This window comes from Streptomyces sp. NBC_00385 (assembly GCF_035917155.1).
GTDB lineage: Bacteria > Actinomycetota > Actinomycetes > Streptomycetales > Streptomycetaceae > Streptomyces > Streptomyces poriferorum.
The window spans coordinates 6,855,782-6,875,639 of the sequence record NZ_CP107951.1 but is presented as its reverse complement, the minus strand read 5'-3'; the positions used below and the strand labels follow the sequence as shown (position 1 = coordinate 6,875,639).

Annotated in this window: 17 protein-coding genes; 11 read left to right on the top strand and 6 right to left on the bottom strand. The window is 71.8% G+C overall.

Features of this window, described 5'->3' with window-relative positions; translation table 11 throughout:
• Window positions 1–5 precede the first annotated feature (5 nt).
• Complete coding sequence (locus tag OG959_RS30635; RefSeq protein ID WP_219573393.1) at window positions 6–728, bottom strand: ZIP family metal transporter; 723 nt, start codon at window positions 726–728, stop codon at window positions 6–8.
• A gap of 77 nt (window positions 729–805) precedes the next feature.
• Here OG959_RS30635 and cobM point away from each other — a divergent pair, with 77 nt between their 5' ends.
• The 5 genes from cobM to cobC are packed head-to-tail and all read left to right on the top strand — an operon-like array spanning window position 806 to window position 6,668.
• The gene (gene cobM / locus OG959_RS30630; RefSeq protein ID WP_326663695.1) at window positions 806–1,645 is read left to right on the top strand and encodes a precorrin-4 C(11)-methyltransferase; all 840 of its coding nucleotides are present in this window, start codon (window positions 806–808) and stop codon (window positions 1,643–1,645) included.
• The gene (gene cbiE, locus OG959_RS30625; protein WP_326663693.1) at window positions 1,642–2,901 is read left to right on the top strand and encodes a precorrin-6y C5,15-methyltransferase (decarboxylating) subunit CbiE; all 1,260 of its coding nucleotides are present in this window, start codon (window positions 1,642–1,644) and stop codon (window positions 2,899–2,901) included. The genes cobM and cbiE overlap by 4 nt, the downstream gene beginning before the upstream one ends.
• Window positions 2,898–4,622, top strand: coding sequence for a precorrin-3B C(17)-methyltransferase (gene cobJ / locus OG959_RS30620; protein WP_326663691.1), 1,725 nt, complete (start codon window positions 2,898–2,900; stop codon window positions 4,620–4,622). The genes cbiE and cobJ overlap by 4 nt, the downstream gene beginning before the upstream one ends.
• A gap of 56 nt (window positions 4,623–4,678) precedes the next feature.
• On the top strand, window positions 4,679–5,590 hold the full coding sequence (locus OG959_RS30615) for a sirohydrochlorin chelatase (RefSeq protein WP_326663690.1): 912 nt from the start codon (window positions 4,679–4,681) through the stop codon (window positions 5,588–5,590).
• A complete protein-coding gene (cobC, locus tag OG959_RS30610) occupies window positions 5,574–6,668 on the top strand; it encodes an Rv2231c family pyridoxal phosphate-dependent protein CobC (protein WP_442805660.1) in 1,095 nt (364 codons plus the stop codon). Before OG959_RS30615 ends, cobC begins: the two co-directional genes overlap by 17 nt.
• Here cobC and OG959_RS30605 read toward each other — a convergent pair.
• The 3 genes from OG959_RS30605 to OG959_RS30595 form a co-directional block, all read right to left on the bottom strand.
• Complete coding sequence (locus OG959_RS30605; RefSeq protein ID WP_326663688.1) at window positions 6,658–7,077, bottom strand: group I truncated hemoglobin; 420 nt, start codon at window positions 7,075–7,077, stop codon at window positions 6,658–6,660. The two genes, cobC and OG959_RS30605, sit on opposite strands and share 11 nt — an antisense overlap.
• A gap of 142 nt (window positions 7,078–7,219) precedes the next feature.
• A complete protein-coding gene (locus OG959_RS30600) occupies window positions 7,220–8,323 on the bottom strand; it encodes an SCO1860 family LAETG-anchored protein (RefSeq protein WP_326663686.1) in 1,104 nt (367 codons plus the stop codon).
• A gap of 330 nt (window positions 8,324–8,653) precedes the next feature.
• A complete protein-coding gene (locus tag OG959_RS30595) occupies window positions 8,654–9,754 on the bottom strand; it encodes an amidohydrolase family protein (RefSeq protein ID WP_326663684.1) in 1,101 nt (366 codons plus the stop codon).
• Between the two features lie 158 nt (window positions 9,755–9,912).
• Here OG959_RS30595 and OG959_RS30590 point away from each other — a divergent pair, with 158 nt between their 5' ends.
• The 6 genes from OG959_RS30590 (at window position 9,913) to OG959_RS30565 (ending at window position 16,018) form a co-directional block, all read left to right on the top strand.
• Window positions 9,913–11,019 carry a pyridoxal-phosphate-dependent aminotransferase family protein gene (locus OG959_RS30590; RefSeq protein WP_326663682.1) on the top strand — a complete coding sequence of 369 codons (1,107 nt, stop codon included), beginning with the start codon at window positions 9,913–9,915 and terminating at the stop codon, window positions 11,017–11,019.
• Window positions 11,020–11,339: 320 nt separating this feature from the next.
• Entirely contained in the window at window positions 11,340–11,870 is a 531-nt protein-coding gene (gene ectA / locus OG959_RS30585) for a diaminobutyrate acetyltransferase (protein WP_236064666.1), read from the top strand.
• Window positions 11,871–11,951: 81 nt separating this feature from the next.
• Entirely contained in the window at window positions 11,952–13,214 is a 1,263-nt protein-coding gene (gene ectB / locus OG959_RS30580) for a diaminobutyrate--2-oxoglutarate transaminase (RefSeq protein ID WP_326663677.1), read from the top strand.
• Window positions 13,215–13,325: 111 nt separating this feature from the next.
• Window positions 13,326–13,724 carry an ectoine synthase gene (locus OG959_RS30575; RefSeq protein WP_219573115.1) on the top strand — a complete coding sequence of 133 codons (399 nt, stop codon included), beginning with the start codon at window positions 13,326–13,328 and terminating at the stop codon, window positions 13,722–13,724.
• 3 nt (window positions 13,725–13,727) lie between these two features.
• Window positions 13,728–14,621, top strand: a complete 894-nt coding sequence (thpD, locus tag OG959_RS30570) for an ectoine hydroxylase (RefSeq protein ID WP_326663674.1) — start codon at window positions 13,728–13,730, stop codon at window positions 14,619–14,621.
• 371 nt (window positions 14,622–14,992) lie between these two features.
• On the top strand, window positions 14,993–16,018 hold the full coding sequence (locus tag OG959_RS30565) for a VOC family protein (RefSeq protein ID WP_326663672.1): 1,026 nt from the start codon (window positions 14,993–14,995) through the stop codon (window positions 16,016–16,018).
• 17 nt (window positions 16,019–16,035) lie between these two features.
• On the opposite strand, the gene OG959_RS30560 is transcribed toward OG959_RS30565, so the two are convergent.
• Window positions 16,036–17,604 carry a glycoside hydrolase family 53 protein gene (locus OG959_RS30560; RefSeq protein WP_326663670.1) on the bottom strand — a complete coding sequence of 523 codons (1,569 nt, stop codon included), beginning with the start codon at window positions 17,602–17,604 and terminating at the stop codon, window positions 16,036–16,038.
• Between the two features lie 58 nt (window positions 17,605–17,662).
• Complete coding sequence (locus OG959_RS30555; RefSeq protein ID WP_326663668.1) at window positions 17,663–19,708, bottom strand: beta-galactosidase; 2,046 nt, start codon at window positions 19,706–19,708, stop codon at window positions 17,663–17,665.
• Window positions 19,709–19,858: the final 150 nt, after the last annotated feature.

The window sequence follows — 19,858 nt, the reverse complement described above, 5'->3', positions numbered from 1 at the left end:
GGGGGTCACTGCGCCAGGCCCACCACCAGCCAGATGAAGCCCACTCCGGCGACCGTGCACAGCAGGGTGGAGCGGGCCGGGTGTTCGTGGTGCGCCTCGGGCAGGATCTCGGCCGCGGCGAGGTAGAGCAGGGCGCCGCCGAAGAAGCCGAGATAGCAGCCGAGAAGTTGCTCCGGAAGGGTGAACACGAGCGTCGTCGCCGCGCCGATGACGGGCGCCGCCGCGTCCGCGTACAGCATCGTCAGGGCCTTGCGGCGGGCGTTCCCGTACAGGCTGGTGATCGTGTACGTGTTGAAGCCGTCCGCGAAGTCGTGGGTGATGACGGCGAGGGCGACGGCCGCTCCCATGCCGCCGCCGACCTGGAAGGCCGCGCCGAGCGCCACACCGTCCATCAGGCTGTGCAGGACCATGGCGGCCGCTGCTGTCAGTCCGACCTGGGGCACGCGTTCCTCGCTCGCGCCGTGTGCCGCCTGGCGTACGGCGAGCAGACGCTCCACCAGGTGCGCGAAGAGGAAGCCGCCCACGAACAGCAGCAGGGCGGCCGGTACGCCGAAGACGAGGCCGCCCGCGGCCTCGATGGCCTCCGGCAGCAGGTCGAGGCCGACGACACCGAGCATCAGTCCGCCGGCGAGTCCGAGCACCAGGTGGCGGCGGTCGGTGACGCGCTGGGCGACCCAGCCGCCGACCAGGGTCATCAGGAACGCGCCGAGCGCGACGAACACCGCCATGGGCTCTTGCTAGCCGATTGACCCCGGTGTGCGCATCCCCGAATCCCACGATCCACGTTCTCGAAAGGACCCGTTCCATGTCCGAAGCAGTCGACGCGGCCGCCGCGCCCACCCGTGGCACCGTGACGTTCGTCGGTGCCGGCCCCGGCGCCGCCGATCTGCTGACCTTCCGGGCGGCGCGGGCCATCGCGGACGCCGACATCGTCATCTGGGCGGCCAGCCTCGTCCAGGAGGAGGTCCTCGCACACGCCCGGGAGGGTGCCGAGATCCTCGACTCGGCGCAGATGTCCCTCGAAGAGGTCGTCGCCGTGTACCGGCGGGCGGCGGAGGAAGGGCTGAAGGTCGCCAGGATCCACTCCGGTGACCCGGCGCTGTGGGGTGGCACCCAGGAGCAGGTCGACCGGTGCGGTGAGCTGGGGGTCGGGGTCGAGATCGTGCCCGGGGTGTCGTCGTTCTCCGCGGTCGCGGCCATCGCGCAGCGCGAGCTGACGATTCCCGAGGTGGCGCAGTCGGTGATCCTGACCCGGCTCGGTGGCGGCAAGACGCCGATGCCGCCCGGCGAGGAGGTACGGGAGTTCGCCCGGCACGGCACGACGATGGCGCTGTTCCTGTCGGCGGCCCGGTCCGGTCAGCTGACGCAGGAGCTGCTGGAGGGCGGCTATCCGACATCGACGCCGGTGGTGATCGCGTACCAGGCGACGTGGCCGGAGGAGCTGATCCTGCACTGCACCATCGAGACACTGGAGGCCACGGTCAAGGAGCACAAGCTCTGGAAGCACACGCTGTTCCTGGTCGGCCCGGCCCTGTCGGCGTCCGGGACACGTTCGCACCTGTACCACCCGGGCCACTTCCACGGGTACCGCAAGGCCGACAGGGCGGCGCGGGCCGAGTTGCGCGCCCAGCGGTCCGGCTCGTGATCCGGGTCTTCGGCACGGGGACGGGTGCGCCGCCCACGCCCGAGGCGGTGCGGGCGGTGGCCGGGGCCACGTTGGTGGTCGGGGCCCGGCGCCATCTGGACGCCGCCGCGCTTCCGGCGGGCGCCGGGCGGGTGGTGCTGGGGCCGCTGGCCCCGGCCCTCGACCGGATCGGGAAGCACCTCACCGAGGACGACGGGGCGCGGGTCGTGGTGCTGGCCTCCGGTGATCCGGGGTTCTTCGGGATCGTGCGGGCGCTGGCGGAACGCTTCGGGCCCTCGGCGCTCGATGTGCGGCCGGGGGCCCCGTCGATCGCGGTGGCCTTCGCCCGGCTGGGTCTGCCGTGGGACGACGCGGTCGTCGTCAGCGCGCACGGGCGGGATCCGCGGACCGCGGTGAACGTGTGCTTCGCGCACCCGAAGGTCGCGGTGCTGACGGGGCCGGGCGCCGGGCCCGCCGAGCTGGCGGCCGGACTGCTGTACCGGAGCGAGGAGCGGACCCTGGTCGTCGCGACGGCGCTCGGGGATCCGGAGCACGAGCGCGTCGAGCGGCTGACGCTTCATGAGGCGGCGGGCCGTGCGTGGCCGGATCCGGTGAGTGTGGTGCTGTGCCTGGACGAGTCGCGGGCCCTTTCGCCGGTACGCACGGTGGCGGGTCCGGCGGCCGGTCCGGCCGGCTGGGCGCTGGACGAGGCGGAGTTCGAACACCGTGACTCGATGATCACCAAGTTCGAGGTGCGGGCGCTGGCGCTGGCCCGGATCGGACCGCGCACGGGTGACCTGGTGTGGGACATCGGCGCCGGTTCGGGTTCGGTGGCGGTGGAGTGCGCGCGGCTCGGCGCGGCCGCCGTGGCTGTCGAGAAGACGGCGGACGGGGTCGAGCGGATCCGGGCGAACGCCGCCGCGCACGGGGTGTACGTGCGGGCGGTGCACGGTGCCGCGCCCATAGTGCTGTCCGATCTGGCGGACCCGGACGCGGTGTTCATCGGGGGCGGCGGTCATGAGCTGCCCGCGATCGTGACGGCGTGTGCCCGACGGGCACGGCGTGCGGTCGTGGTCGCGGTGGCGGCCCTGGACCGGGTCGGGCCGGTGCGGTCGGCACTGGCTGCCGCCGGGCTGGAGCCCGAGGGCGTGCTGCTGCAGTCGTCGCGGCTGGCGCCCCTGCCCGGTGACGTGACCCGGCTCGCCGCGGCCAACCCGGTCTTTCTGCTGTGGGGCGTCCGCCCCTCGGCCGGTTCGAACGAAGGAGCAAACCAGTGATCGGCCTGATCTCCGCGACGGCGGCGGGCGCCGTCGCCCGTGACCGGCTGGCCGCGGCCTGGCCCGGCCGTGCCGTGGTCTACGACGGTCCGGTGCGCGAGGCCGTGCAGCGGGCGTTCGGCGAGTGCGAGCAACTGGTGTGCTTCCTCGCGACGGGGGCCGTGGTGCGGCTGGTCGCCCCGCTGCTCACGGACAAGGCCGCCGACCCGGGCGTCGTCTGCGTCGACGAGGCGGGGCGTCACGCGGTGGCTCTGCTCGGCGGGCACGGCGGCGGGGCGAACGCCCTGGCGGTGGCGGTCGGTGAGGTGCTCGGCGCGGCGCCGGTGGTGACGACGGCGACGGACGCGGCGGGCGTGCCCGGTCTGGACATGCTGGGCCTCCCGGTCGAGGGGGATGTCGCCGGGGTGTCGCGGGCGATGCTGGACGGTGCTCCGGTGGCGTTGCGGGCGGACGCGGTACGGCCGTTGCCCGCCCTGCCGCCGAACGTGCGCCCCGACGCCACCGGGTCCGCGGTGCTGCACCTCACCGACCGGATCGTGGAACTCGGGTCACGGGAGGCCGTGTTGCGGCCGGCGTCGCTCGTCGTCGGGGTCGGTGCGTCCAAGGACGCGCCGGCGGACGAGGTGTCCGGGCTGATCCGGGACGCGCTGGCGGAGGCCGGTCTCTCGCCGTTGAGCATCGCGGAGCTGGTGACCGTGGACGCGAAGGCGCACGAGCCCGGGATCGTGGCCGCCGCCGTACGGCTCGGTGTGCCACTGCGTACGTACCCGGCCGGGGAACTGGCCCGGATCGAGGTCCCGCATCCGTCGGACGCGCCCCTCGCCGCGGTCGGTACGCCCTCGGTCGCGGAGGCCGCGGCGCTCGCGGGCGGCGGTGAACTCCTCGTGCCCAAGCGGAAGTCGGCCCCCGAGGGGCGGGCGGCGATGGCCACGTGTGCCGTGGTGCGCCGGGCGCCCCGTGGGCGGCTCGCGGTCGTGGGGCTCGGACCCGGGGCGCGTGACCTGCTGACGCCGCGGGCCCGCGACGAGCTGCGGCGGGCGTCGGTGCTGGTCGGGCTCGATCAGTACGTCGACCAGATCCGGGATCTGCTGCGGCCGGGTACGACGGTTCTGGAGTCCGGCCTCGGGGCCGAGGAGGAGCGGGCCCGCACGGCGGTCGCCGAGGCGCGCAGGGGCCATGCCGTGGCGCTGATCGGCAGCGGTGACGCGGGGGTGTACGCGATGGCGTCGCCGGCACTGGCCGAGGCGGGCGCCGACATCGACGTGGTGGGTGTGCCGGGGGTGACGGCGGCGCTGGCGGCGGCGGCGATCCTGGGCGCCCCGCTGGGCCACGACCACGTCTCGATCAGTCTCTCCGATCTGCACACACCGTGGGAGGTCATCGAGCGCCGGGTCCGGGCCGCGGCCGAGGCCGACATCATCGTGACGTTCTACAACCCGCGCAGCCGGGGCCGCGACTGGCAGCTCCCGAAGGCGTTGTCGATCCTGTCGGAGCACCGGGACCCGGCCACTCCGGTCGGGGTCGTACGCAACGCCTCCCGGCCCGACGAGTCGAGCCGGGTGACCTCGCTCGCGGCCCTGGACCCGGCGGTCGTCGACATGATGACCGTCGTCACCGTGGGCAACACCGCCACGCGTGAGATCGCGGGCCGCATGGTCACCCCGCGCGGCTACCGCTGGCAGTCGGCCACGGCCGACCCGGCGCCACAGGCGGCTTCGTGAACCGGGCCGCCACCACCAACCCGTACCCCACCCCCCATGAGCACCCAGGAGCATCCGTGAACACCCCGACCGACCGGCCCGCACTGCTCATCGCCGGCCACGGCACCCGGGACGAGGGCGGGGCCGCCGCCTTCCGCGACTTCGTTGCCGAACTCGGCGCCCGTAACCCGCAGTTGCCCGTCGCGGGCGGTTTCATCGAACTGTCGCCGCCGCCGCTGGGCGACGCGGTGACCGAGCTCGTCGAGCAGGGGGTCAAGCACTTCGCCGCCGTCCCGCTGATGCTGGTGTCGGCCGGCCACGCCAAGGGCGACATCCCGGCGGCGCTGACCCGCGAGAAGGAGCGTCACCCGGGCATCTCGTACACGTACGGGCGTCCGCTGGGCCCGCACCCGGCGCTGCTGAAGGTGCTGGAGCGGCGGGTGGACGAGGTGCTGGGCGACACGGACCGGTCCGAGGTGACGATTCTGCTGGTGGGGCGCGGTTCCACCGACCCGGACGCCAACGCCGAGGTGTACAAGGCCGCGCGGCTGTTCTGGGAGGGCCGGGGCTACGCGGGTGTGGAGACGGCTTTCGTCTCGCTGGCCGCCCCTGATGTGCCGTCCGGTCTGGACCGTTGCGTGAAGCTGGGTGCGGGGCGCATAGTCGTTCTGCCGTACTTCCTCTTCACGGGCATCCTGCCGGACCGGGTGCGTCACCAGACCACGGAGTGGGCCGCCGCCCACCCCGGGCTGGACGTCCGGCCGGCCGAGGTGATCGGTGCCGCGGAAGAACTGCTCGATCTGGTCATGGAGCGCTACCGGGAGGCCGTCAAGGGCGATCTGCGGATGAACTGCGACTCTTGCGTGTACCGGATCGCACTGCCGGGCTTCGAGGACAAGGTGGGACTGCCGCAGCAGCCGCACTTCCACCCTGACGACGACGGCCATCACCACCACCCCCACCATGGCGGTCATGCACACTCCCATTGAGAGTCCCGACGCTACAGGCGCGGGCGCGCACGATCTGCGTCATCACGGTGACGCGGAGGTACGGGGACGGGGCCGGGATCTGACCGATCTCGCCGTCAACGTACGGGCCGGGACCCCACCGGCCTGGCTGAAGGAGCGGATAGCCGCGTCCCTGGGCGCGCTCGCCGCCTACCCGGACGGGCGCGTGGCGCGTGCCGCCGTCGCCGCCCGGCACGGGCTGCCACCGGAGCGGCTCCTGCTGACGGCGGGTGCGGCGGAGGCGTTCGTGCTGATCGCCCGCGCGCTGCCGGCCCGAAGACCGGTCGTGGTGCATCCGCAGTTCACCGAGCCGGAGGCGGCGTTGCGCGCGGCCGGGCACGAGGTGGGACGGGTGCTGTTGCGGGCCGGGGACGGCTTCCGGCTGGATCCGGCGGACGTGCCGGCCGACGCGGATCTGGTGGTGGTCGGCAATCCGACCAACCCGACGTCGGTGCTTCATCCGGCGGCCGTGCTGGAGCGGCTGGCGCGTCCGGGGCGGACGCTGGTGGTCGACGAGGCGTTCATGGACGCGGTGCCGGGCGAACGCGAGGCGCTGTGCGGCCGCACGGACATCCCCGGGCTCGTGGTGCTGCGCAGCCTCACCAAGACGTGGGGGCTCGCCGGGCTGCGGATCGGGTACGTGGCGGCCGCGCCGGAGACCATCCGCACGCTGGAGGAGGCGCAGCCGTTGTGGCCGGTGTCGTCCCCGGCGCTGGCGGCGGCCGAGGCGTGTGTGGAGCCGCGGGCGCTGGCCGAGGCTGCCGCGGCGGCGGACCGGATCGCGGTGGACCGCTGCCATCTGGTGGCGGGTCTGCGGGAGTTCACCGAGATACGGGTCGTGGAGCCGGCACAGGGACCGTTCGTGCTGATCCGGCTGGAGCGGGCCGCGGAGATACGTGAGCGGCTGCGGATGCTGGGTTTCGCGGCACGGCGCGGCGACACGTTTCCGGGGCTCGGCGACGACTGGCTCCGGCTGGCGGTACGGGACCGCACGACGACCAACCGGTTCCTCCAGGCGTTCGACCAGGCCCTGCAGGCGCTGTCCGCGGTCAGCCGCTGACGATGTCCGGCTTGAGAGGGGCCAGCTTCGCGGCGATCAGGCCGATGGCGGCGGCATCGACGCCGGCGTCGGCCAGCGCCGCGGCGAGATGCTCCACGACCCGGTCGAAGTCGGGCCCGGTGATGCCGAGTTCCTGGTGGGCGTGGCCCATGGCCCGGCCGGTGTAGGGGGCCGTGGCACCGAGGGCGCTGCCGACGAAGACGCGCTGGTGCGCCTTGAGGCGGGTCACGTCCTTCCCCGCGAAGTAGGGCGTCAGCCCGGGGTCGGCCAGGACACGTGCGTAGAAGAGGTCCACCACGGCGGCGACGGCTGCGGCGCCGCCGATCCGCTCGAAGAGGGTGTCCGGCTGCCCGGTGGGGGTCTTTGGCGCCGACTCGTCCGGGGCCGCCGGGTCTGTGGTCTGGTCCATGGCAGCCGAACATAGCGCCGATCCCCGCCGCCCGGGAACAGTCGTCCGAATTCGGCGGTGCCGCCGCACAAGTGGGAAGCGGCGCTCCGTCTGTGGAACGCCGCTTCCCTCCCCTCCTACGGCCCCCCTCGGGCCTCGGGCGTCAGCCCTGGGCACGCCTCCGGGCCACGACCATGGCACCGGCGCCGACCGCCAGCAGGAGGGCTGCGCCTCCGGCGACGTACGGCGTGGTGGAACTGCTGCCCGTCTCGGCGAGGTCGGCGTCGGTGGCGGTCTGCGGGGCGTCACCGGTGCCGGTCTGCGGCTTCACGTCGCCGCCGGTGTCGCCGGCCGTGTCACCTGCCGTGGAGCCCGCGGTGCCTGATCCGCCGTCGGTGGAGCCTCCGTTACCGGAACCGCCGTTGTCCGAGCCTCCGTTGTCCGAGCCTCCGTCGGTCGAACCGCCGTCGGTCGAACCGCCGTCGGTCGAACCACCGTTGTCGCCGCCGCCGTTGTCACCACCGCCGTTCTCGCCGCCGCCCGTGGAGGCCTCCTTCGGCGTCTCGCAGGTGGCCTCGGCAAGCGTGACCTCGCCCTTCACGTCGGCTACGTTCAGGTTGAGCGGGTTGACCGCGACCTTCAGCTGGAGCGCGACCGCCGCGGCGGTGCGCGAGGTGGTGCTCGTCTTCGACAGGTCGAGCGTCACCGAGCCGACGCCCTTCACCGCGATCTGCGTGGTGCCTCCGGCGGTCAGGGTGACGCGCTTGCCGAGTACCTTCAGATGCCCCAGCACGTTCGACTCGGCGACCGGCTTGCGGCCCACCTCGCAGACCGCCTTGGAGGTGACCTGCTCGATCTCGACCAGCGAGAGCAGCGGCAGGCCGGGCAGGTGCAGGCGCGCCTTCACCACATTGCTGTAGCCCTCGGCGCGGTGCTTGCCGACGGTCGCCTTCGCCGTCGCCACATCGGCACGCAGCACCTTGACCGGCGCTCCGTGCTCCACGCCGTCGAGCTTCACGCTGAGCGCGGTCTTCTCCGCGCTCCGCGGCGCCCGCACCTCGTTGAGCGTGGCCTCGAGCGGCACATCGATCGCCTTGTTCAGGAGCGAGACGTCGAGTGCGGTACGGAGCACGACCGCGCTCGCCTTCCCGTCGCCGGTGGTCGTGGTGGTCGTCGCGGTGGTGGCGTGCGCCGGGACGGCGACGAGCAGGGCGACGGGAGCGGCGGCGACCGCCAGGGCGGCGAGGCGGAAGGTGTTGCTGTTCAAGATGGTGGAACCCCCACAAGAGACATGGAGCCACCGGCGCCGTCCAATGGGGGACATCGCGGGCACCGGTGGCCTCGACTCCGTGAATCTTTACGCACAGAGGGTGAACTGACAGACACCTGACGTGAGTTCACCCCAAAGGGGGGTTTCCGTGCCTGTATTCGAATAATCCGGCACGTGCGTTCCTTGAGTTCACCCGTTTCACTGAACGCGGGCGGCTCGGAAGCCTCTCGCACCGGAGTGCGCGGAGTTCGCGGAGTGATTCAACGAGCGTGTGCACTCCAGGTCACTGCCGGTCAACACGGCACCTCCCGTCCCGGGACACCCGGATCAGCCGATCACCCGCCCGTTCAGGACGACCCGGCGCGGGGCCGCCAGCACGCGCACGTCCGCCCGCGGGTCCTCGTCGTACACCACCAGGTCGGCCGGCGCGCCCTCCTCCAGCCCCGGCCTGCCGAGCCACGCACGGGCCGCCCATGTCGTCGCCGACAGGGCCTCCAGGGCCGGGATGCCCGCCTTGACGAGCTCCGCGACCTCGTCGGCCACCAGACCGTGGGCGAGCACCCCGCCGGCGTCGGTTCCGACGAACACCGGCACTCCCGCGTCGTACGCGGCGCGCACGGTGTCGTAGCGGCGCTCGTGGAGCCGGCGCATATGGGCGGACCAGCGGGGGTACTTGGCTTCGCCGCCCTCGGCGAGCGTGGGGAAGGTGGCGATGTTGACCAGGGTGGGCACGATCGCGACCCCGCGCTCGGCGAAGAGCGGGATGGTGTCCTCGGTCAGCCCGGTCGCATGCTCGATGCAGTCGATCCCGGCCTCGACGAGATCGCGCAGCGAGTCCTCGGCGAAGCAGTGCGCGGTGACCCGGGCCCCCAGCCGGTGCGCCTCGGCGATGGCGGCCCCGACCTCCTCGCGCGGCCAGCAGGCGGTCAGGTCGCCCACCTCACGGTCGATCCAGTCGCCGACGAGCTTCACCCAGCCGTCACCGCGGCGCGCCTCCTGTCCGACGTACGCCACCAGCTCGTCCGGCTCGATCTCGTACGCGTAGTTCCTGGTGTACCGCCGCGTCCTGGCGATGTGCCGGCCGGCCCTGATGATCTTCGGCAGGTCCTCGCGGTCGTCGATCCACCGGGTGTCGGCGGGCGACCCCGCGTCCCGCAGGAGCAGCGCGCCCGCCTCGCGGTCGTCCAGGGCCTGCTTCTCGGTGGTCGCCGGGTCGACGGCGCCGTGGTGGTCGAGCCCGACGTGGCAGTGGGCGTCGACCAGTCCGGGCAGGGCCCAGCCGGTGACGACGACCGCCTCGTCCGCACCCGGGGGCCGCTCGTACGTCACCCGCCCGTCGACCGCCCAGATCTCGTCCCTGACGTCGTCGGGGCCGACGAGCACCCGCCCCTTCACCTGCAGCACCCGCGGCGCCTCGTGATCACTCATGGACAGCACTGTACGAGGCGCCGGGCCGGGCGCCACGCCCTGCCGGACCCCTTCCGGCGGACGGGTCCGGGCCGCCTCCGGAGGGCTCGGTACCCTCGGTGCAGGCCTGGCCCGCAGGCCGGTCCGCACACCGATCCGATCCCGAAGAGAGCACCACCGTGACGCACCCCTTCCTCGACCTGACCCCGCTCACCGCCGCGCACTTCGCGGCGATCGAGCGGCGGGTGGCCGGTCTCCTCGCCACCGAGCAGGACGTCGTCATCATGCAGGGCGAGGCGCTCCTCCCCCTCGAAGGCTGCATCAGAGGCGGCGCCCGGCCCGGATCGACGGCGCTGAACGTCGTCACGGGGCCGTACGGGCAGACGTTCGGCAACTGGCTGCGCGACTGCGGCGCCGAGGTCATCGATCTGGAGGTGCCCTTCCACACCGCGGTCACCGCCGGCCAGGTCGCCGACGCGCTGGCCGCGCACCCGGAGATCGACTTCGTGTCCCTGGTGCACGCGGAGGCTGCCACCGGCAACACCAACCCGGTCGCGGAGATCGGTGAGGTCGTCCGCGCGCACGGGGCGCTGTTCATGCTGGACGCCGTCGCCTCGGTGGGCGCCGAGCCGCTGCTGCCGGATGCCTGGGGCGTGGACCTGTGCGTGATCGGGGCGCAGAAGGCGATGGGCGGTCCGGCCGGGGTGTCCGCGGTGTCGGTGAGCGCACGTGCCTGGGAGCGGATGGCCGCCAACGCACAGGCCCCGCGCCGCTCCTACCTCTCCCTGCTGGACTGGAAGGAGCGCTGGATCGACGGCGGCCGCCGGGCGCTGCTGCACGCCCCGGCCCAGCTGGAGATGCTGGCCCTGGAGGCCTGTGTGGAGCGGATCGAGGCGGAGGGACTGGACGCGCTGATGGCGCGCCACGCCGCCGCGGCCGCGGCGACCCGGGCCGGCGCGGTGGCACTGGGCGGTGGCCTGACGCCGTACGTGCACGAGGCGCGGGATGCCGCGCCGGTGGCGACCACGCTGCGGACGCCGGACGGCGTGGACGCCGCGGAACTGGTCGCGCAGGCACGGGCGGCCGACCCGTCGCTGCCGCTGATCGCGGGAGGCGGGGCGCTGTCCAAGGAGATGATCCGGGTCAATCACTACGGTGTGGATGCGACGCGGGGCGCGGTGCTCTCCTCGCTCGCGGCTCTGGGGGCGGCGCTGGCCGATACCGGCCGGCAGGTCGATCTGGAAGCTGCCCGGAAGGCCGTTTCGGAAACCTGGACCACCGCATAAATTCAGGCTTAATCAATAAATGTGGGGAGCTGCCTTATTCAGAGCAGCTCCCCACATTCTTCTGCCCGCTTTCCCGAAGGCTAAACACCCCAGTTTCGACGGCGGCCGATCTCCACAATTCGGTTGCGTCGCGTGAGAGTTACGACCTTGTGACCGACTCCACACACGGGGGCGTTATGCCGGATAAATGCGTACCAAATCGGAAGAAAGCGTAGCGGTTTCGCGCTGGGGCGCACGCTCGCGTGATAACACAGCACACTGCTTCACCCAACCCCCTGGCCCGATGCAATTTAGAAATTTGCTGGGTAAATTCAATTCGCATGACCGCCGCACCAGCAGATTTTGCACGTGCCCGAAGCGAATTCATCACCATCGACACCCCACGAGTGGAGGACGGAGCCGCGATCTGGCGTATCGCCCGCGATTCCAAGGTCCTGGACCTCAACTCCTCGTACAGCTACCTGCTGTGGTGCCGTGACTTCGCGGCGACCTCCGTGGTCGCCCGCGACGAGACCGGCTCCCCGGTCGCCTTCGTGACGGGGTACATCAGGCCCGACCGCCCCGAGACGCTCGTCGTCTGGCAGGTGGCCGTCGACCACGGCCACCGCGGAACCGGCCTGGCGGCGAAGCTGCTGGACGACCTGACCGCACGCGTCGCCGCGGAGCAGGGCCTCGCCTCGGTCGAGACGACCATCACCCCGGACAACAAGGCGTCGGACCGCCTGTTCACCTCCTACGCACAGCGCCACGACGTGGCACTGGAACGCGAGGTGCTCTTCGACGGCGGCCTGTTCCCCGAGGGCACCCACCTGCCGGAAGTGCTCTACAGCATCGGCCCGTTCCACGCCTGAGCAGGCCCTTCCGGCGGGTGCCGCCCGTCGTAGTCACCTTCACCTCCGCCCGTCACACCCCCCTCACGCAGGAGACCCGCTGTGACCATCACCCCGCCCGCCCTGAGTGTCTTCGAGACCGTGGAGTCCGAGGTACGGAGCTACTGCCGAGGCTGGCCCGCCGTCTTCGACCGCGCGCAGGGCGCCCGGCTGACCGACGAGGACGGCCACTCGTACCTCGACTTCTTCGCCGGCGCCGGTTCGCTCAACTACGGCCACAACAACCCGGTTCTGAAACGCGCGCTGATCGACTACATCGAGCGCGACGGCATCACCCACGGCCTGGACATGGCGACCACCGCCAAGCGCGCGTTCCTGGAGACGTTCCAGAACGTCATCCTGCGGCCCCGCGACCTGCCGTACAAGGTGATGTTCCCCGGCCCGACCGGCACCAACGCGGTCGAGTCGGCGCTGAAGCTGGCCCGCAAGGTCAAGGGCCGCGAGTCCGTGGTCTCGTTCACCAACGCGTTCCACGGCATGTCGCTCGGCTCGCTCGCCGTCACCGGCAACGCCTTCAAGCGGGCCGGGGCCGGCATCCCGCTGGTGCACGGCACCCCGATGCCGTTCGACAACTACTTCGACGGCACGGTCCCGGACTTCCTCTGGTTCGAGCGGCTGCTGGAGGACCAGGGCTCCGGGCTCAACAAGCCCGCCGCCGTGATCGTGGAGACCGTCCAGGGCGAGGGCGGCATCAACGTCGCCCGCGCCGAGTGGCTGCGCGCGCTCCAGGAGCTGTGCCACCGCCAGGACATGCTGCTGATCGTCGACGACATCCAGATGGGCTGCGGCCGTACCGGCGGCTTCTTCTCCTTCGAGGAGGCCGGGATCACGCCGGACATCGTGACGCTGTCGAAGTCCATCAGCGGCTACGGACTGCCCATGTCGCTCTGCCTGTTCAAGCCCGAACTGGACATCTGGGAGCCGGGCGAGCACAACGGCACGTTCCGCGGCAACAACCCGGCGTTCGTCACCGCCGCTGCCGCGCTCGACGCCTACTGGGCCGACGGCCAGATGGAGAAGCAGACGCTGGCCCGCGGCGAGCAGGTCGAGCAGGCCCTGCTGGCGATCTGCGGCGAGCACGACAGCGCTCAGTTCCGCGGCCGCGGACTGGTGTGGGGCATGGAGTTCAACGACCCGGCGCGCGCCTCCGCCGTCTGCGCCCGCGCGTTCGAGCTGGGACTGCTGCTGGAGACCTCCGGCCCGCAGAGCGAGGTCGTCAAGCTGCTGCCGCCGCTGACCATCACCCCCGAGGAACTGGACGAGGGCCTGCGCACGCTGGCCCGCTGCGTCCGCGAGACCGCCTGAGAGGCGGTCGGGTGACCTCGGACCGAGGTCACCCGACCGCCTCCGACCCGGGGCCGTCCCGAACGGCCCCACTGAGAAACACCGTTGCAGAGAGAAAGGCACCGACCCACCGTGATCGTCCGATCGTTCAGTGACATCGAGAACACCGACCGGCATGTGAAGTCCGCCTCCGGAACCTGGGAGAGCAAGCGCATCGTGCTCGCCAAGGAGAAGGTCGGCTTCTCACTCCACGAAACCGTGCTGTACGCGGGCACGGAGACGTCGATGTGGTACGCCAACCACATCGAGGCCGTCCTGTGCACCGAGGGCGAGGCCGAACTCACCAACGACGAGACCGGCGAGAAGCACTGGATCTCCCCCGGCACGATGTACCTGCTGAACGGGCACGAGCACCACACGCTGCGCCCGAAGACGGACTTCCGCTGTGTCTGCGTCTTCAATCCCCCCGTCACCGGACGGGAGGACCACGACGAGAACGGTGTCTACCCGCTGCTGACCGAGGAGGGCTGAACCATGACCACCGAAGTACGCGCCGACCTGTACCCCTCGCGCGGCGCCGCCGAGATGACCACTCCCCGCCAGGACCCGGTCATCTGGTCCGCGCCGGGCGCACCGGGTCCGGTCTCCGCCAAGGAGCTCCAGGGCTTCGAGCGCGACGGCTTCCTCACCGTCGACCAGCTGATCACCCCGGACGAGGTGACCGGCTACCACGCCGAGCTGGAACGGCTGATCGCCGATCCGGCGGTGCGCGCCGACGAGCGCTCGATCATCGAGCCGAAGTCGGACTCCGTACGGTCGGTCTTCGAGGTCCACCGGCTCAGCGAGGTCTTCGCCCGTCTCGTCAGCGACGAGCGCGTGGTGGGCCGGGCCCGTCAGATCCTCGGCTCGGACGTGTACGTCCACCAGTCGAGGATCAACGTGAAGCCGGGCTTCGGGGCTTCGGGCTTCTACTGGCACTCGGACTTCGAGACCTGGCACGCCGAGGACGGTCTGCCGAACATGCGGACCGTGTCCGTGTCGATCGCGCTGACCGAGAACTACGACACCAACGGCGGGCTGATGATCATGCCCGGTTCGCACAAGTCGTTCCTCGGCTGCGCGGGCGAGACGCCGAAGGACAACTACAAGAAGTCCCTGCAGATGCAGGACGCCGGCACCCCGTCCGACGAGGCGCTGACGAAGATGGCCGACCGGCACGGCATCAGGCTCTTCACGGGCAGGGCCGGTTCGGCGACCTGGTTCGACTGCAACGCGATGCACGGGTCGGGCGACAACATCACCCCGTACGCGCGGAGCAACGTCTTCATCGTGTTCAACAGCGTGGAGAACACGGCCCAGGAGCCGTTCGCGGCGCCGATCCGCCGCCCGGAGTTCATCGGGGCGCGCGACTTCACGCCAGTGAAGTAGGGGCGCTCCAAGGCTGGTCGGGGCGGTGCGCAGCGATGCGTACCGCCCCTTCGGCATGTTCACCACCCGCCGCGAATCCCCTGGGTCCGTCCGCGTGAACCGCGTGAGGATCAAGAGATTTCCGAAGGCGGGGGCAGCATGGTGCGACGGCCGAACCAGCGGGAACACCTTCGGCGGGTGTCCGAACGACGACGAGGAATACGCCGGCTACCGGGGAGCGGACAAGAGCGGGCAGGGGCGGCGGCTGTACAGCCGGGAGGAAAGGAAGTGACCCGGCTGCCGGTGGTGCGCAGGGGTTACGGACCGACGCGGATCCGCCCGCCGCTTCAACTCGGTGGACCTCCGCACGGGTCAGCGGCGACAGTGACCCCATGACTTCACGCGTACACCACGTCACCATCGACTGCGCCGACGCCTACAAGCTCGGCACGTTCTGGGCGCAGGTGCTGGGTTCCTCCCTCGCCGACGACGACTTCCCCGGTGATCCCGAGGCCCTGGTCGAAACTCCCCACGCCGCTCTGCTGTTCGTCACCGTGCCCGAACCGAAGAGCGTCAAGAACCGCATCCACCTCGACATCCAGCCGGAGGACCGCACCCGTGACGAGGAGGTCGAGCGGCTGCTCGGCCTCGGCGCCACTCTGGTCGCCGACCGCCGCAGGCCGGACGGGCGGGGCTGGGCGACCCTGGCCGATCCGGAGGGCAACGAGTTCTGTGTGGAGTGCAGTGCGCGTGAGCGCGCGCGGCTGACCGGCAAGCGGCTGCCGGTCACCGCGGACGACGTGACATCGGCGGTGAGCCTGGCGGTGGACACGCTCGCGGGCTCGCCGGCCGAGGACTGGCGCATCCCCGCGGGCACGCTCACCTGGGACTGCTGGGAGACCGTCGAGCACCTGAGCGACGACCTCTTCGCGTACGCCGTCCAGCTCGGCCCGCGCAGGCCGCCGTTGGAGACCGAGGTTCCCTATCGCTGGGCTCCGGAGCGTGAGGGCGGCCCCTGGAACGCGATCTTCGCGGACCCGGAGGCGGGAACCGCCGGGCTGCTCCAGACCCTGGAGGCGAGCGGCGCCCTGCTGTCCGCGATGGTGCGGACCGCCTCCCCCGATGTCCGCTCCTACCACTCCTACGGCGTCTCGGACCCGGAGGGGTTCGCCGCGATGGGCATCGTGGAGACCCTCGCGCACACCCATGACATCGCCCAGGGCCTCGGCGTCACCTGGACGCCGCCCGCCGGCCTGTGCGACCGGGTGCTGGCCCGGCTCTTCCCCGACGCCCCGGCCGACGAGGACCGGTGGGCCGTCCTCCTCTGGTCCACCGGCCGCGCGGATCTGCCGGGCCGCGAGCGCGTGACGTCGTGGAAGTGGCACGGGGCCCCGCTGGACGGGACCCCGCAGCCGTAGGGCCTTTCGTCCGACGGTTACCGGTGGGAGAACCAGCTCGCCGCCGGGAGCAGCTTCGTGTCGTAGCCGAACAGCGCCTGGTTCTCCCAGGCGTTGCCGGACGCCGGGTCGGCCGGGTCCCAGCCGCTGCCGCTGACGGCGGTCCAGGCCGGCTCCCAGTAGACGGCGCCCAGGCCCCGGCCGCCGGGGACCGCCTCGACGACGTTCATCACGTCGCGGAGGTTGGCCGCCTGGCCGGCCGGGGTGGCCGGATAGCCACTGACGAGCTGGTCCGCCGTGGCGATGTTGTTCTCCAGGCCGTCGGCGTCGGCCAGGGTGTGCGCGTAGGCCGTCTCGGCGACCAGGACCGGCTTCCCGTAGCGGGCGGCGGCGTCGTCGAGGTTGGTCTGGAGGTCGTCCAGCGGCCCGTGCCAGTAGCCGTAGTACGAGAGCGCGATGACGTCGAAGGGCACGCCGTACGCGACGGCGTTGTCGAACCACCAGCGGGTGCCGGCGTTGTCGCCGCCCTTGGCGAGGTGCAGGGCCACCTTCGTGCCGGAGGAGACGGCCTTCGCGGCGTTCGCGCCGGAGGTGAGGAGTCCGGCGAGCTGGGACCAGTTGTCGGTGGAACCCTCGGGCCAGAGCATTCCGGCGTTGGTCTCGTTGCCTATCTGGACCATGTCGGCGGTGGTGCCCTGCGCCTTGAGGGCGCCCAGCACGTCGTACGTGTGGTTGTACACGTCCGTGCGCAGCTGCGCGTAGCTGTGGCCGGACCAGGCGGCGGGCTTGTTCTGCTTGCCGGGGTCGGCCCAGGCGTCGGAGTAGTGGAAGTCGACGAGGGTCTTGAGGCCGAGGGCCTTGGCGCGTTTGGCCATGGCCAGGACGTGGGCCTTGTCGTTGTAGCCGTCGGCCGGGTTCACCCACACCTTGAGGCGGACGTAGTTCATCCCGGCGGACTTCAGAAGGCTCATCGCGTCGCCGGTGGCGCCGCTCGCACTGCGGTAGACGGCGCCGTGTGCCTCGTTCTTCGGGAGGGTGGAGAGGTCACCGCCCTTCACGGTGAGCCCGGTGGCGCCGGGAGTGAAGGCGATGTCGTCGAAGTTGGCCCACTCCCCCGCGTGGGCGTCCGAGTTCAGGCTGATGGTGCAGGAGCCACCGGTGACCTCGACCGAGGTCACGAGGCGGATCCAGCCGCCGTTCGCGGTGGGCGGCAGGTCGGTGCGCTGTTCGGCGCTTCCGCAGTTGCGCAGGGCGAGGTACGCGGCGTTCTGGCCGCCGCCCGACCTGACCCAGGCGCTCAGGGTGTACGTGCCGTCGGTGAGGCCGGTGAGGTACTGGTACGTCTCCACCTTGTAGGCGGAGGCGGACCAGTGGCTGAGCCGGGTGCTGCCGGTGTGGCCGCCGGCCTCGGTGAAGGAGGCGGCGTTCTGCCCGCCGGCCGAGTAGGTCGACCAGCCGGTGGCGCCGGACTCGAATCCGGTGTTGGCGGGGGTGGTGGCGGCCGTGGCCGCGTGGGCGGGCAGGGCCGGGAGCGCTGCCAGCAGGAGGCCGGAGAGCGAGGCCGCCAGCACCCCCGCTCTCTTCTTGCCGTGCGTCGTTCCGTACATCGTCGATGTCCCTTCGACCGTTGCGCGGGAGGTGCAGGGGGAAGCGGGTCGTGCGTCCTCAGCTGTCGAGGCGGACCACACGGACGGCGCCCGCCGGTACGGCGAGGTGGCCCGTGGCCGGTTCTCCGGTGAGGAGTTCGGTACCGGGGGCGTCGAGCGGCACCTTGGCGTCGCCCCCGGTGTGGTTGATGACGAAGAGGTACGTGCCGGCGTCGCCGGTGCGGGTGACGACCTCGACGTCGTACGGGAGGCCGGTGCGGGGCGCGATGCGGGCGTCCTCGCAGGCCCGGTCCAGCACGGCGTCCAGGTCGGCGCCGGTCAGCCGGGTGGAGACGTACCAGGCGGTGCCCTCGCCGAGGCGGTGCCGGGTGACGGCGGGCCGGCCTGCCGGGATGCCGTCGGCGTAGGACCACATGGTCTCGGCGCCGCGCGGGATCACCACGTCCGACCAGAGGTCACCGGTCAGCTCCGGGCCCTCGGGGGCGCCCTCGGGGGTGATCAGGCGGACCGTTCCCCCCTCGGCGAGCGGGGAGAACTCCTCGACCGTCAGCCCCAGGACGTCCCTCAGCGCGCCCGGGTACGGCCCGGGGTGCACGGCGTCGTGGGCGTCGACGATGCCGGAGAAGTACGAGACGACGAGCGTGCCGCCGCCCTCGACGTACCGGCGGAGATTGCGGCCGGACTCCTCGGTGGCGAGGTAGAGGGCCGGGACGACGACGAGGGGGTAGCCGGACAGGTCGGCGTCGGGGTGGGCGAAGTCGACGGTGAGGTGGCTGTCGAAGAGCGACGCGTAGAAGGCGTCGGCGCGCTCGCGGGCGTCGTGGTCCTGGCTGGGGCGCCACTCCAGGGACTGCGCCCACCAGGACTGCCAGTCCCAGACCATGGCCACGTCGGCGACGGTCCGGGTGGTGCGGATCCCGTTCAGCAGGCCGAGATCGGTGCCGAGCCGGGTGACCTCGCGCCAGATCCGGGAGTCCGTCCCGGCGTGCGGGAGCATCGCCGAGTGGAACTTCTCCGCGCCCCGCAGGGACTGGCGCCACTGGAAGAACATCGCCCCCTCGGAACCGCGGGCGACGTGGGCGAGGCTGTTGCGGGCCATCTCGCCGGGGCGCTTGGCGGGGTTGCGGGGCTGCCAGTTGACGCCGCCGGCGGAGTGCTCCAGGAGCAGCCAGGGGGCGCCGCCCGCGACCGAGCGGGTCAGGTCGGCGGCCATGGCGAGGTTGACGTGGGTGCGACGGCCGTCGGTGATCAGGTAGTGGTCGTTGGTGACGAGGTCGACCTCGCGGCCCCAGGCCCAGTAGTCCACCGAGTCGCACTGGCTGAGCGCGGTCATGAAGTTGGTGGTGACGGGGATGCCGGGGGCGAGCCGGTGCAGGATGTCGCGTTCCGCGCAGAAGTTCTCGCGCATGGTGGCGTCGGCGAAGCGCGCGTAGTCGAGCTGCTGGGCCGGGTTGCCGACGGTGGGCGTGGTGCGGGGCGGGTCGATCTCGTCGAGGCCGCGGTAGCGCTGGCCCCAGAAGGCGGTTCCCCAGGCCTCGTTGACGGCCTCGACGGATCCGTGGCGGGCGGTGAGCCAGCGGCGGAAGTGGGCGGCGCAGTTGTCGCAGTAGCAGGCGCTGACCGGGACGCCGTACTCGTTGTGGACGTGCCACAGGGCGAGGGCGGGGTGGTTCGCGTACCGGCGGGCGAGCTGTTCGGTGATGTCCGCGGCGGCGGCCCGGTAGTCCGGGTTGCTGTGGCAGATGGCGCCGCGCGAGCCGAAGGCGTACCGGACGCCGTCCCGGCTGAGCGGCAGGGCCTCGGGGTGGGCGCGGTAGAACCAGGCGGGCGGGGCGACGGTGGGGGTGCCGAGGTCGGCGCGGATGCCGTTGACGTGCAGCAGGTCCAGGAGCCGGTCGAGCCAGCCGAAGTCGTGCCGCCCGGGTTCGGGCTCCAGCAGCGCCCAGGAGAAGATCCCGACGCTGACCATGGTGACGCCGGCCTCCCGCATGAGGCGCATGTCCTCGTGCCAGACCTCCTCGGGCCACTGCTCGGGGTTGTAGTCGCCGCCGAAGGCCAGCTGGTGCAGACCCTGCGGGGCAGTCGCGCGAGGGGTGTGCGGCATGGGCGTCTCCTGGGCTCTTTGGTACAACTTCTGGGAACGTGCACACACACTCTCGGTGGCGCAGGCCCAACATAACCGCACAGCATCAACCATTGACAAGTGTCGGTTTCGTTTCTCTACTGTGAACGCTCACAGCGCACATCAGCGCTG